14 protein-coding genes are annotated in these 13,979 nt (G+C 41.6%); 11 read left to right on the top strand and 3 right to left on the bottom strand.

Annotated elements, in window-relative coordinates; genetic code table 11:
* Positions 1 to 9: 9 nt before the first annotated feature.
* From R8G33_11845 to R8G33_11815, 7 genes are all read left to right on the top strand, one after another.
* The gene (locus R8G33_11845) at positions 10 to 1,350 is read left to right on the top strand and encodes a formylmethanofuran dehydrogenase subunit B (GenBank protein MDW3096358.1); all 1,341 of its coding nucleotides are present in this window, start codon (positions 10 to 12) and stop codon (positions 1,348 to 1,350) included.
* Positions 1,351 to 1,405: 55 nt separating this feature from the next.
* On the top strand, positions 1,406 to 3,049 hold the full coding sequence (locus R8G33_11840; protein MDW3096357.1) for a formylmethanofuran dehydrogenase subunit A: 1,644 nt from the start codon (positions 1,406 to 1,408) through the stop codon (positions 3,047 to 3,049).
* Positions 3,046 to 3,936, top strand: a complete 891-nt coding sequence (gene fhcD / locus R8G33_11835; GenBank protein ID MDW3096356.1) for a formylmethanofuran--tetrahydromethanopterin N-formyltransferase — start codon at positions 3,046 to 3,048, stop codon at positions 3,934 to 3,936. Before R8G33_11840 ends, fhcD begins: the two co-directional genes overlap by 4 nt.
* A gap of 4 nt (positions 3,937 to 3,940) precedes the next feature.
* Positions 3,941 to 4,750: a formylmethanofuran dehydrogenase subunit C gene (locus R8G33_11830; GenBank protein MDW3096355.1), complete on the top strand. Its 810-nt coding sequence runs from the start codon at positions 3,941 to 3,943 to the stop codon at positions 4,748 to 4,750.
* 50 nt (positions 4,751 to 4,800) lie between these two features.
* Positions 4,801 to 5,106: a ferredoxin family protein gene (locus R8G33_11825; protein MDW3096354.1), complete on the top strand. Its 306-nt coding sequence runs from the start codon at positions 4,801 to 4,803 to the stop codon at positions 5,104 to 5,106.
* 17 nt (positions 5,107 to 5,123) lie between these two features.
* Entirely contained in the window at positions 5,124 to 6,497 is a 1,374-nt protein-coding gene (locus R8G33_11820) for an NADP oxidoreductase (GenBank protein ID MDW3096353.1), read from the top strand.
* A gap of 68 nt (positions 6,498 to 6,565) precedes the next feature.
* Positions 6,566 to 7,420, top strand: coding sequence for a formate dehydrogenase accessory sulfurtransferase FdhD (locus R8G33_11815; GenBank protein ID MDW3096352.1), 855 nt, complete (start codon positions 6,566 to 6,568; stop codon positions 7,418 to 7,420).
* A 19-nt stretch (positions 7,421 to 7,439) separates the two neighbouring features.
* On the opposite strand, the gene R8G33_11810 is transcribed toward R8G33_11815, so the two are convergent.
* The 3 genes from R8G33_11810 to R8G33_11800 form a co-directional block, all read right to left on the bottom strand.
* Positions 7,440 to 8,024, bottom strand: coding sequence for a DUF3501 family protein (locus R8G33_11810; GenBank protein ID MDW3096351.1), 585 nt, complete (start codon positions 8,022 to 8,024; stop codon positions 7,440 to 7,442).
* Between the two features lie 21 nt (positions 8,025 to 8,045).
* The gene (locus R8G33_11805; GenBank protein MDW3096350.1) at positions 8,046 to 9,371 is read right to left on the bottom strand and encodes a heterodisulfide reductase-related iron-sulfur binding cluster; all 1,326 of its coding nucleotides are present in this window, start codon (positions 9,369 to 9,371) and stop codon (positions 8,046 to 8,048) included.
* 79 nt (positions 9,372 to 9,450) lie between these two features.
* A complete protein-coding gene (locus tag R8G33_11800) occupies positions 9,451 to 9,870 on the bottom strand; it encodes a rubrerythrin family protein (protein ID MDW3096349.1) in 420 nt (139 codons plus the stop codon).
* Positions 9,871 to 10,039: 169 nt separating this feature from the next.
* Here R8G33_11800 and R8G33_11795 point away from each other — a divergent pair, with 169 nt between their 5' ends.
* From R8G33_11795 to folE2, 4 genes are read left to right on the top strand one after another with little or no spacing between them, the layout of a single operon-like run.
* On the top strand, positions 10,040 to 10,303 hold the full coding sequence (locus tag R8G33_11795; protein MDW3096348.1) for an exodeoxyribonuclease VII small subunit: 264 nt from the start codon (positions 10,040 to 10,042) through the stop codon (positions 10,301 to 10,303).
* Positions 10,287 to 11,180: a polyprenyl synthetase family protein gene (locus R8G33_11790; protein MDW3096347.1), complete on the top strand. Its 894-nt coding sequence runs from the start codon at positions 10,287 to 10,289 to the stop codon at positions 11,178 to 11,180. Before R8G33_11795 ends, R8G33_11790 begins: the two co-directional genes overlap by 17 nt.
* Positions 11,181 to 11,207: 27 nt before the next feature.
* The gene (gene dxs, locus R8G33_11785; protein MDW3096346.1) at positions 11,208 to 13,109 is read left to right on the top strand and encodes a 1-deoxy-D-xylulose-5-phosphate synthase; all 1,902 of its coding nucleotides are present in this window, start codon (positions 11,208 to 11,210) and stop codon (positions 13,107 to 13,109) included.
* A 51-nt stretch (positions 13,110 to 13,160) separates the two neighbouring features.
* Positions 13,161 to 13,970 (top strand): GTP cyclohydrolase FolE2, encoded by an 810-nt coding sequence (gene folE2, locus R8G33_11780; GenBank protein ID MDW3096345.1) that lies wholly within the window; start codon positions 13,161 to 13,163, stop codon positions 13,968 to 13,970.
* Positions 13,971 to 13,979: the final 9 nt, after the last annotated feature.

Below are 13,979 nucleotides of genomic sequence, written 5' to 3'. Positions count from 1 at the left end.
ACGTTCATCATGAGTGAAAACATAAAAACAGTAGAAAGCGCAACGTGTACATTTTGTGGCTGTGTGTGTGATGACATGGATCTCACCATTGATATGGATGAAAAGAAAATCACTAAAGCCAAAAATGCCTGCATATTAGGTAAAGCCTGGTTTTTCGAACACACCATTGATCATGATCGCCCGAAAGCAATGATTGATGGCAAAGAAGTTCCTGTCGAAGATGCTATAGAAGAAGCTGCTCAGACACTGACAAAAGCTAAATTCCCTATTACCTATGGTCTTAGCGACACAACCTGTGAAGCACAGAAAGAAGCTGTAGCAATAACTGATCTAATCAAGGGCTGTATCGATACCACCACTTCTGTTTGTCATGGCCCTTCAGGTATGGCTTTTCAGGGCGTTGGTGAAAGTACAATGACTCTAGGTGAGGTAAAAAACAGAGCTGATTTAGTCATTTATTGGGGTGGTAATCCTGCCGAAAGTCACCCGCGTCATTTTGGTCGTTATTCAGTGATGCCTAAAGGCATGTTTGTTCCTAATGGCAAAAAAGATCGACACATAGTTATGGTCGACGTTAGAAAAACAAAAAGCGCAGGTGTTTGTGACCAGTTCATTCAACCCAAGCCAGGTAAAGATTTTGAACTACTGTGGGCATTGCGTGCTTTAGTTAAAGGCAAAAAAGTCAGTAAAGACATAGAAAAAATCACTGGCGTTTCTTTGCAAACAATCGAAGAGCTTGTCGACAGAATGAAAAACTGTCGTTTTGGTGTTTTGTTTTTTGGCATGGGGTTAACCATGACGCGAGGTCGTCACTTCAACTCGGGTGCTCTACTTTCTTTAGCATCAGACTTGAATGAATTCACCCACTTTGTCGCAAAACCAGTACGTGGCCACGGAAACGTTACCGGTGCAGACAACGTTGTCTCATGGCAAACTGGTTATCCTTTTGGTGTTAATTTTAGTCATGGCTTCCCCCGCTTTAACCCTGGCGAATTCACCACTGTTGATGTTTTATCGCGAGGCGATGCTGATGCTGCCATGATTATTGCCAGCGACCCGGCGTCTAACTTTCCAAAAGCTGCGATTGATCATATGCACCGCATTCCGATCATTTCACTTGATACCAAGCAAACAGTCACAAGTAAGCTTGCCCATGTTGCGTTTGCAACTTCAACTTATGGCATCAACACCACCGGAACAGTTTATCGCATGGACGATGTACCTATTACATTACGTCCAGCATTTGAGTCTCCTTTCCCATCGGACCAGGAGATTCTAGTAGGAATAAGGAAACGGGTTCACGAACTCGTAAAAGAGAAAAGGAACATTCAATCAGGAGCAAGCGCTTAAAATAAAACCAAGTTAACAACGCTCGCTATAACTATAAAATAATCAGGGTGTAGTAATGACAAACGAGCTTCGTATTGCGAATGGCAAGGTCTATGATCCTGCTAATAATATTGATGGAGAGGTTCGCGATATTTGCGTCAAAGATGGTCGCATCGTTGACTCCGTCAGCGATAGTGCCACTGTAATCAATGCTCATGGCAATATTGTCATGCCAGGTGGCGTTGACATTCACTGTCATATTGCTGGCCCTAAAGTTAATCTGGCGCGCAAACTTCAACCTGAAGACCATCGTCTAGATCCACATCCCGCGACAGAACACACACGCTCAGGTACAGGAGGAATTGTGCCTTCAACTTTTGCAACAGGTTATCGGTACGCAACTCTGGGTTACACAACCGCCTTTGATGCAGCTGTCCCGCCTTTAGCTGCACGCCATGTACTAGAAGAATTACATGACACCCCCGTAATTGATAAAGGCTATTACATTCTGTTAGGCAACAATATTTTCTTACAGAATTTAATCAAAGAAGGACGAAAAGAAGAACTTACTCAAGCGGTAGCATGGTGGTTACATGCTTCTAAAGGTTACACCTGCAAACTGGTGAACCCTGGTGGCGACGAACCATGGAAAGGTAGAAAGAATTCAAACGTCAAAGATATTGACGAAAAGAGCGATGAATTTGAAATTTCTCCGCGCACAATTATCGATACGTTTATTGATGTGGCTAGTGAATTAGGTTTGCCACACCCTCCTCATGTTCATTGTAACAATTTAGGCCATAGTGGTAATTTTGAAACAACCATAGAAACAATGAAAACAGCTGGTGATCGACGTGTACATATTGCTCATATCCAATTTAATAGTTACGCCGGCGAAGTAGGCAAAAATCCTTTATCTGCAGGTAGAGAGATCATCGAATACATTAATGATCACCCTAATATCTCTTGTGATGTCGGACAGGTCATGTTTGGTAAATCAACAATTATGACAGCAGACGCGCCACTCGCTTACATGCTTAAAGGTTATACCCATGCTAAGTGGGTCAATGTAGACACCGAATGTGAATCGGGCTGCGGTATCGCACCTTTCAATTACCAAGAAAATATTTACACGCACGCATTGCAATGGGCGATTGGCCTAGAAATATTTTTATTATCAAAAGATCCTTGGCGGGTTGTATTATCGACTGACCATCCAAATGGTGGATCATTTATGAGTTATCCGAAGTTAATAAAATTGCTTATGGATAAAAGTTTCCGTGATGAAGAAATGAAACGCGTAAACCAAAAAGCAATGGCAAAAACATTCCTCGGAGAGCTTGACCGAGAATATACACTTAGCGAAATCGCCATCATAACTCGCGCAGGACCTGCAAAATGTTTGGGCTTAAAAAATAAAGGGCACCTAGGTATAGGTGCTGACGCAGATATTACTATCTACGACGAGCAAGACGATAAAGAGTTAATGTTCAACGCACCGCGCTATGTAATCAAATCAGGACATGCCGTCATTGCCGATTATGAATTTACCACTGATTTTTATGGCAAAACTTTACACTCGACTCAAGAATATGACCCCGCAATTGAAGACATTATCCGCCCGTTCTTTGATGATTATTATTCAATTCGATTTGATAACTACGCGGTAAGTGACGCGTACCTACATGACCATGAATTTATACCCGCGCAAAAATCATGAAGATAAAAAAAACAGAAATTGTTGATACGTTTGCTGAAGCTTTTGAAATGTGGGGTTCCCGCGTCATCATTACTGCTGACACATTAGGATGGGCGCGAGCTGCAGCTCAATCAATGACAGGATTCGCAACATCTGTAATTCGATGTAAATGTGAAGCTGCGGTTGAATGTGAAATTGCAAGAGAAGACACTCCCGATGGGAGACCTGGTATTAGCGTGCTTCTTTTCACCATGGCAAAAGACAATATGAGCGCACGTTTAGTGGACCGAATTGGCCAATGTGTCATGACCTGTCCTACCACCGCTTGTTATAACGGAATACCTTCGGAAGACACTGTCCCTGTTGGCGGACGTTTACGCTATTTTGGTGATGGCTACCAAATCTCCAAAAAAGTGGGCGATAGAAAACTTTGGCGCATTCCAGTCATGGAGGGAGAATTTGTTGTCGATGATTCTTTTGGTGTTCAACCTGCAGTGGGCGGAGGTAATTTATTAATATATGGGCCCAACCGTTCAACAACTTTACGCGCATCGTTAGCCGCAGCCGATGCGATGAAAGAAATCTCAGGTGTTTTTCTTCCATTTCCACAAGGTGTTGTTAGATCAGGCAGTAAAGTAGGGTCAAAATATAAAGGCTTGATAGCATCGACCAATGATGAGTACTGCCCTACTCTGCGTGGCTTTGCACCCAAAACTCAAATCCCCGATGGTATTGAAGCTGTTTATGAGATTGTTGTCGATGGTCTAGATGAAGAATCAGTCGCTGAAGCCATGAAGCGCGGAATGCACACTGCTGCAGAAAAAGGCGCTACGTTAATATCTGCAGGAAATTATGGCGGTGATCTTGGCAAATATCATTTTCATTTAAACAAAATATTAGAGGGTTAATGTAATGAGCATAAAACTTACATTACGTACTCGTACCAATGTTCCTTTAGAAGCACAGTGCATTAATCCAGATACGGTTAAACATTTATCACAATCCGGTGTTGAACACCTTGAAGTCATTCATGGCAATGAAACTGCTCGATTAGGTGATTTCTTTACAGTTAAAGGTAAAGGACACGACACTATTCACGTTGAAGGGGATACTTCAAACGTTAAATACCTCGGCGCTGGCATGACCCAAGGTGAAGTAATTATCGATGGTGACGTAAGCATGCATTTAGGCTGCGCAATGACTGGGGGCAAAATTACCGTTAAAGGAAATGCAGGCGATTGGGTTGGACCTGAGATGTCCGGAGGACAAATTGTAGTTAAAGGTAACGCGGGTCATATGGTAGGCAGTGCTTACCGTGGTCAGCCGACAGGAATATTAGGCGGAGAAATTTTTGTTCATGGCAATGTGAAAAATGAAGCTGGCAATTCCATGCGCCGTGGCCTGATCGCGGTAGGAGGAAACGCTGGAGATTTTACCGGTGTGAATTTGCTAGCTGGAAGTGTCATTGTTTGCGGCGAAATGGGAGCCCGTGCAGGTGCAGGCATGAAACGAGGGACCATTGTGTCATTCAGTGATGCTGAAATGCTGCCTACTTTCGAATATGCCTGTACATATCACCCTGTATTTCTACGATTTTATTTAAAGCATTTAAGGGATCAAGGATTCGATATTGACGACCGATATATAAATGGTCGTTACGATAGATGGAGTGGAGATAGTATCGAATTAAATCGAGGGGAAGTATTACTTTTTAACCGTTAATTACAATAAAAAAATCTGATAATTGAATGTAACGTGAGGAGTACATAATTATGACAACCGTAGTAACTGATAATTGTAATGGCTGCAGATTCACAGACTGTGTCGCTGTATGTCCCGTGGAATGTTTTCATTATGACGACAAGATGTTGTATATCGATCCCGATGTTTGCATTGATTGCAGCGCATGCATTCCTGAATGTCCAGTGCAGGCAATATTCGAAGAAGACGACATGCCAGATGATCAAAAAAAATGGATTGAAATCAACGCCGAGAAAGCTCCTGACCTTCCATTAATTACCGAACAAATGGATCCGTTAGATGGAGCTGAAGAGCGTAAAACTGAATTAGGATTTTAGTCAGGCAGGTAGCAATTATGAGTTTAGGCACAGAAAAAAACCCACTACGAGTAGCAATTGTCGGCGCAGGTCCAAGTGGATTTTATGCCAGCGAAGCATTAATCCGGTCTGACCTTCATGTAGAAATTGATCTAATTGAACGTTTACCAGCACCCTATGGGTTGGTTCGTAGCGGCGTCGCACCTGATCACCCTAAACTCAAACAAGCCATCAAAGTGTATGACAAGATTGCTAGTGAGAATTCTGAACTCAACTACATTGGCAATGTAACGGTTGGTAAAGATATCACCGTAGATGAATTAAAAGACTCTCATCACGCAGTGATATTTACTTGTGGTGCCGAAACTGACCGCCGCCTAGGCATTCCAGGCGAGGATTTACTGGGCAGTTACACAGCAACTGAATTTGTCGCCTGGTATAATGGTCATCCTGACTACCGAGATCGGCAGTTTGATTTGTCACACGAAACAGCTGTGATTATCGGCCAGGGTAATGTCGCCGCTGACGTAAGCAGAATCCTTTCTAAAACAGTTGACGAACTTAAAGAAACAGACATTTCACAACACGCACTTGACGCGCTTGCAGACAGTAAAATTAAAAATGTTTACGTTATAGGTCGTCGCGGTCCTGCGCAAGCAAAGTTCACCTCAAAAGAATTGAAAGAATTTGGTGAGTTAACAGATTCTGATCCTATAGTTGACCCAAAAGAATTGGCATTAAATACAGCCAGTGAAGCAGAACTTGCTGAAAAAACCAATGCAGGCAGCAAGAAAATTTTTGATTTGTTTGTAAACTATTCCCAACGTGAACCCACTGGCAAATCTAGAAAATGTTATTTTCAATTCCTCCGCAGTCCTGTTGAGTTGCAAGGAGATAGCAGGTTAGAACGGGTCATCATTGAACACAATCAACTCTCTGGTGATGCTTTCAAACAATCTGCACGTGGCACAGGTGACCTCTATGAACTTGACACAGGCATTCTATTCAGAAGCATTGGATATCGTGGAGTAGAAATGCCAGGCGTCCCCTTCCATGAGAGCTGGGGTGTATTCCCCAACCAGGATGGACGAATCACCGACAACGACGTAGTCGTGCCACAAATGTATACCGCAGGCTGGATTAAACGTGGTCCCTCAGGAATTATTGGAACAAATCGCGCCTGTGCTGTGAGTACAGTGAATGCTCTAATTGAAGACGTCTCGAATATGGAATCTACCGTAAAAGCCGGCAGGGAAAAAGTGTATTCCATTCTTAATAGTCGCGACGTTCAATATATTAACTACCAACAGTGGAAAACTATTGACCAAGTTGAAGTTGAGCGAGGCGAAGCAAAAGGAAAACCTCGCGAAAAAATAACCTCAGTCAATGAAATGTTGTCCTTAATATCCTAAAACAGCACTAGATATCTATACCCTTCCAGTCTAGAGTGCATTTATTGCATTCTATTCTTAATTAATTAATGTCAGCAGCAACTCCAGAACTACAGCGCCCTACACTTTCTACTGAAGGACTCGCACCAACCCACGCTGTGCAAGCACGTGATCAATTCGGTGACATTCGTGATGTGCGAGTGTCAGGGGAATCACCTCTTACATTAAAAGTAGACGATCGCGAAGTGGTCACACTAATGACGCTTGGAACCAATCCAGAATTATTAGCCTTAGGTTATTTGCGCAATCAAAGGTTAATTGAAGATATCTCTGATATTAAGTCTGTTCATGTCGACTGGGAAAAAGAAACTGCTCAAGTCAGCACAAGACAGGGAAAGGGCATTAATGACTGGCAAGAAAAATTAAGCAAACGAACTGTAACCACAGGTTGCGGTCAAGGCACTGTATTTAGCTGCACTTTAGACAAACTTTATGACCATAAATTACCACAGGTGCAAGTGAAGCAGTCATTATTGTATGAGTTATTAAAAAATATCACACAACATAACGAGATCTACAAACAAGCTGGTGCTGTACATGGTTGCGCATTATGCAAAGAAACCAATATTATCAGTTTCATTGAAGATGTTGGACGCCATAACGCAGCTGATGCTATATCAGGAAGAATGTGGATGGACAATATTCAAGGAGCAGACAAAATTTTTTACACAACGGGAAGGCTAACTTCAGAAATTGTTATGAAAGTCACTCACATGGGGATACCTATTTTGTTATCGCGTTCTGGCGTCACTCATATGGGGTTAGAACTAGCAAAAGACTTAGGCGTTACCATGATAGCGCGCGCCAAAGGTAAAGCTTTTCTGGTTTATAATGGTAGCGAAAATCTTATTTATGATAAGAAGCCAGACAAGCCACACAAGTAAATCAGATAGGACTAATTAACTAATCGAGATCTCCCGCTAGAGAGGTACGCATTGCATCTGTTACAGCATCCACTTTTACAGAATACTTTTCATGTTCTATACCGGCAGCAATCGCGGTGCCTGATTTGACCGCTTTTACCATATCTGCATTCAGCTCAAAACGCATAAAATGAACTGATGAAGTTTTATCTTCAGTTTCACGCTCTAAATCTTCATTACATATAGGGTACACTTTATCAAAGCCATCCACGGCAACCCATACAGTTTTTTCTATACCAATTAATTCACCTAACCGTTTACGACGAATTTCTTCATCATCATATTCAAGCATAAATGTTGCTTTCCAGTTACTACCATCTGGAATCAACGGGTTATATGCATCAATTTCTTCTTGAATACCTTCAGCATCAAATACCTTTTCAGCACGTAACATTTCTTGGACTTGATAATGCATCAACGTACGATCTTCAAAATGAACTGTCGCATGCTCACCTAGACGTAACACACGACTTTTTTTATGTTCAATCATTTTTGCTCGGAACTCACTACGCATAGCAGAGTATTCTTCTAATGAGTAGAGATCTTCTTTAGTTAGCTTTTGCATAATCAATTCCCTTCGATTTTCTTATAGCCCGTAAGCTATTCTTAATAGCGTCATTGGGTGAGTCGCATCCGAATCATCCTTCATTCCATTAGAAATTTGATGGCCTGCCATTGGACAATCACTGCTGTAGTAATTTGCTTCTGCTTTCTGAAGTTTGCTAACCACAGGTCTACAAATCTTCATTGATATTTCATGGAACTCTTTTTTCACTGCATAGGTGCCGTCATGTCCGGAGCAACGCTCTAGCACCTCCAATTGTGTATCAGGAATAAGATTCAATACATCACGCGTTTTCAAACCAATCCGCTGTACTCGTAAATGGCATGATGCATGGTAAAAAACTTTACCTAGCGACTTGCTAAAATCAATTTTCAACTGCTTGTTTTTATGTTTCTTATGCAAGTATTCAAATGGGTCAAAGATATGGTCTTTAACCCGCTGAACATCTTTATCATCAGGAAACATTAAAGGTAACTCTTGCTTAAACATTAGTACACATGAAGGGACAGGTGCAACAATATCCCACCCCTCATCAATCCACTTAAGCATAGTTGGAATGTTGGCATCTTTTAATTTCGCTACACCCTCTAAATCTCCTAGCTCGAGCTTAGGCATACCACAACAGTTTTCTTTTTCCATAATAGAAATTGAAATTTTATTGTGTTCAAACACCTTCACTAGGTCGGTGGCTATTTCAGGCTCATTAAAATTGTTATAACAAGTGATAAATAATGCAACCTTATTTTCAGCCTGCATATCAATAGGAAGCGCTCTCTTAGATAACGTTTTGCGTGCGGTCTTGGCGTGGTATTTAGGTATTTTGGCTTCAGCATGTACACCTAAAGTCTTCTCTAATGCTTTACGACCTATTTTTGTCCCATTAGCAGAGTTAACAAACTGAGAAACAATGGGTATACCCGCTAGACTTCCAACAGTGTCAGTACTACTTAAAATTTTGTCGCGCTTTTTAATATTACCTTTGCGAAATTTGATCGCTTTGGCACGTAACATAAGGTGTGGAAAATCCACGTTCCATTCATGAGGTGGCACATATGGGCACTTTGTCAGATAACATAGATCACAAAGATAACAATGATCCACAATCTTGGAGTAATCATTTTTATCAACACCATCAACTTCCATGGTGTCTGATTCATCAACCAAGTCGAACAAAGTTGGAAATGAATTACATAAGCTCACACATCGTCGACAACCATGGCAAATATCAAATACTCGCTCAAGCTCAGTATTAAGTGATTCTTCGTTGTAAAAGTCTGGGTTATTCCAATCAATGGGGTGTCTTGTAGGAGCTTCTAAGCTACCTTCACGCGAACCAGATGTTGCCACGTGTTTGTCCTTTTAAATTTCAAATTAACGAAGCGATAGCTGCACACTGAGTAAATTCTCAATGTGCAGCGCAAATAACTTAACCGTCTAAGTTATCTAGAGCCTTCTGGAAACGATTCGCGTGTGAACGCTCAGCCTTGGCAAGAGTTTCAAACCAATCTGCAATTTCATCAAAGCTTTCATCACGTGCTGATTTAGCCATACCTGGGTACATATCTGTGTACTCATGAGTTTCGCCAGCGATAGCTGTTTTAAGATTGTCGTCTGTGCCACCAAATGGAAGACCTGTTGCTGGATCACCACACTCTTCTAAGTATTCCAGGTGACCGTGAGCATGTCCTGTCTCACCTTCAGCGGTTGATCTAAATACAGTCGCTACGTCGTTGTATCCCTCAACATCAGCTTTTGCAGCGAAATATAGATAGCGACGATTTGCTTGTGATTCTCCTGCAAATGCGGCCTTTAAATTTTCTTCTGTCTTTGTACCTTTAAGAGACATTCGGATGACCTCCAGTTAATATATATTTAGTTAAATGAGAAACGTTCTGATTTAGAATCATTCTAAAAGTGGCGCAAGACTAGAATAAGTAAAAATACTTGTCAACATTATTGCGCTGCAAAACTACCCGTTTAACAATACACCCATTAAACAAAATTTTGGAGAGACTGTGCCTCGTAAAAAAGCGACCCCAAAAATAGACTTTGAAAAATCATTGGCCAAACTCGAACAAGTCGTAGAAAAGCTAGAGTCGGGCGACCAATCATTAGATGAATCGCTAAAATTATTTGAAGAGGGAATTTCACTAACACGTGGCTGCCAAAATGCTCTCAAGCAGGCAGAAGAAAAAATTACCTTTCTAAGCCAAGAAAATGAAGAATGGCTTCCTGATTCAGAACAATCAGCGGGGGATTTTCTTGACGGAGATAACTGAGTATTTAGCCACATGTAGCCAACGAGTAGAATTATTTTTCGATAACAACCTCCCTAGCAAAGACCAAGCACCAACCACCTTACATGGCGCTATTCGTTATTCAGCCATGAATGGAGGCAAACGTATCCGCCCTGCTCTTGTGTATGCTACAGGTGAAGCATTGGGTATAAATCCAATTGAAATAGACTGTATTGCAGGTGCAATAGAGCTCATGCACAGCTACTCATTAATTCATGATGACCTACCTGCCATGGATGATGATGACTTGAGGCGTGGGAAACCTACTTGTCACAGAGCTTACGATGAAGCTACAGCAATACTTGCAGGTGATGCTATGCAAGCTCTGGCATTTTCATTTCTAACTAATTTATCTATAGACGGCCCTGAAGCAGCGATACGATCTCAACTCACTAACCAGCTCGCACATGCTGTGGGCTCCTTGGGCATGGCTGGTGGGCAAGCAATGGACTTAGCAGCAGTTGATAAAAACATTTCAATTGAAGCATTGGAATATATACATCGACAAAAAACCGGCTGCTTAATTCGTGCATGTATAGATATGACTCAAACATGCTGTACAACACTGAGCCAACAGCAACGCTCAAGTCTGTTACAGTTCGGTGAGCACCTTGGTATTGCTTTCCAAATACGTGACGATATTTTAGATGTAATCAGTGACACTGATACATTAGGCAAACCTCAGGGCTCAGATAGTGATCAGAATAAACCTACCTATGTAAGTATTTTAGGTATAGAAGAATCTGAACGACGCTGTGATAACTTTTACCAGCAAGCTCTGGATTGTTTAGAAAATTTAGACAGTCCTACAAAGTGGCTACATATGCTTGCAGAACACATTGTGTGCCGAAAGCACTAACGATTAGCACAATGAACATTATTTACAATGGACACTAAAGAATATCCGACTCTTGACAAAATTGAGTTTCCTGCAGATTTACGCGACTTGCCTCTGATACAGGTACCGAACGTTTGCAAGGACTTAAGAAATTATTTACTTGATTCAGTCTCTAAAAGCGGCGGTCATTTTGCGGCTGGTCTTGGTGTTATAGAGTTAACTGTGGCATTGCATTATGTCTTCAATACACCAAATGATAAATTACTCTGGGATGTAGGCCACCAAAGCTATCCGCATAAAATTCTTACAGGGCGCAAGCATCAGATTGAATCGATTCGCACACGAGGTGGCCTAGGCCCATTTCCTTGCCCCGAGGAAAGTGAATACGATTGTTTTACTGTAGGCCATTCAAGCACCTCTATAGGTGCTGCACTTGGAATGAATTTATCATTCCAATTAGATAATCGAGCTCAACAAGCGATACCAATTATTGGTGATGGTGGCCTTACTGCTGGCATGGCTTATGAAGCACTTAATCACCTCGGCGACATTCGCGCAAACATGTTAATCATTCTTAATGATAACGAAATGTCTATATCGCCAAATGTCGGCGCAATGACTAACTACCTAACACGCATGTTATCAGGACGCGTATTCTCCAGCGTAAGAGAAAGCAGCAAACGCCTGCTCAAACCTATGCCTCCAATGTGGGAATTAGCTCGTCGCACGGAAGAACACGTAAAAGGTATGTTTGCGCCAGGCACTTTGTTCGAAGAAATGGGTATTCGCTATTTTGGTCCAGTGGATGGTCACGATTCAAATTCGCTTATTAAAACTTTACGCAATATCAAGCAAATCGAAGGCCCAAAAATTCTTCACGTCATCACCAAAAAAGGCAAAGGTTATTTGCCAGCGGAACAGGATCCTGTTGGCTATCATGCAGTACCAACATTCAACCCTAATCTTGGTATTAAAAAAACATCTGCTCCTAATAAAAAACCAACATACACCCAAGTATTTAGCGACTGGATTTGCGATATGGGTTATAGAGATTCGCGATTAGTGGCAATTACTCCTGCTATGCGTGAAGGTTCCGGATTAGTACGCTTTCAAAAAGAGTTCCCAAATCGCTATTATGATGTAGCTATCGCGGAACAACATGCAGTCACAGTAGGTGCCGGTTTAGCAATTGCTGGACATAAACCTGTTGTGGCTATTTATTCCACTTTTTTACAACGTGCATATGACCAACTGATTCATGATGTCGCAGTTCAAAATCTTCCTGTTCTTTTTGCAATCGATCGGGCGGGCGTGGTGGGCCCAGATGGAAAGACACATACTGGCAGTTACGATTTAAGTTTCCTGCGCTGCATTCCTAATATGACTATCATGGCACCAGCAAATGAATGCGAAACAAGACAAATGCTACAAACGGGATTTGAAATCAATGGCCCAAGCGCTATTCGTTATCCTCGCGGCATCGGACCTGGAAGTACTGTACGAAATAATTTTGAAACATTAGAAATTGGTCGGGCTGATCAAGTTAGAGAAGGCAAAAATATTGCGATACTATCTTTTGGCAGTACCTTAGCCAGTGCATTAGATGCAGCCAACCAAATTAATGCCACTGTCATCAACATGCGTTTTGTTAAGCCAATTGATGATGAAATGATAGTGCGTATCGCCAACAGCCATACTTTAATAGTAACCGTCGAAGACAATGTCGTTATGGGTGGAGCTGGTAGCGCGGTCAATGAGGTTGTAGCTGCACAACAAATATCGGTGAAATTATTGAACTTAGGTCTTCCTGACCATTTTCAAGAGCACGGCACACGTGAAGAATTACTTGCAGATGCCGGCTTAGACAGTGCATCAATCACTGCCAGAATCAACAAAATATATCCGCTGAGGGATTGCGAAGCCAAAAGTGCTCACGTAGTATCTGGGTAACAAGAAAATAAACCCCCATAAATTTTATATGTTAATCAAGAGGTTAGAAACATGAGCGCAAGTGCTGGCGATGTTGTTACACCAATTCCAGATACACAAAATAAAGCTGACACCCGCCAAATACCGATTGATAAAGTCGGCATTAAGGGGATTAAACACCCTGTTCGTGTATTAGATCGTTCAGGTGGCGAGCAAAATACCATTGCGGAATTCAACATGTATGTGAATTTGCCACATAATTTCAAAGGCACACACATGTCGCGCTTCGTAGAAATTCTTAACGAATACGAGCGTGAGATTTCAGTTAAATCATTTAACGATATGTTAGAAAAAATGGCTGAGCGTCTCGAAGCAGATTCCGGTCATATTGAAATGACATTTCCTTACTTTGTTAAAAAGACGGCACCTATTAGCGGTGTAGAAAGTTTACTTGACTACCAAGTATGTTTTCGCGGTGAGATTAATAATAATCAAGCCCGTACTGATGTGGTTGTTCTTGTTCCTGTAACTAGTTTATGCCCGTGTTCAAAAAGCATCTCAGATTATGGCGCACATAATCAACGTTCGCATATCACTATATCCGTGCGTATCCAAGATTTTGTATGGATTGAAGAATTAATCGAAATGGTTGAGAAACAAGCTTCTTGCGAACTATATGGATTATTAAAACGACCTGACGAAAAGTATGTCACTGAACGCGCTTATGATAATCCTAAATTTGTTGAAGATTTAGTGCGTGATATCGCTACACAACTGAATAACGATGATCGCATCGATGCGTACACAGTAGAATCAGAGAACTTTGAATCTATTCACAATCACTCTGCTTACGCATATATCGAAAAAGACAAACGCACTTAAATAAAATTA

Source organism: Gammaproteobacteria bacterium (genome assembly GCA_033344735.1).
GTDB lineage: Bacteria > Pseudomonadota > Gammaproteobacteria > UBA4575 > UBA4575 > UBA1858.
The sequence above is the reverse complement of the archived record's forward strand: the minus strand, read 5'-3'. Positions and strand labels throughout refer to the sequence as shown.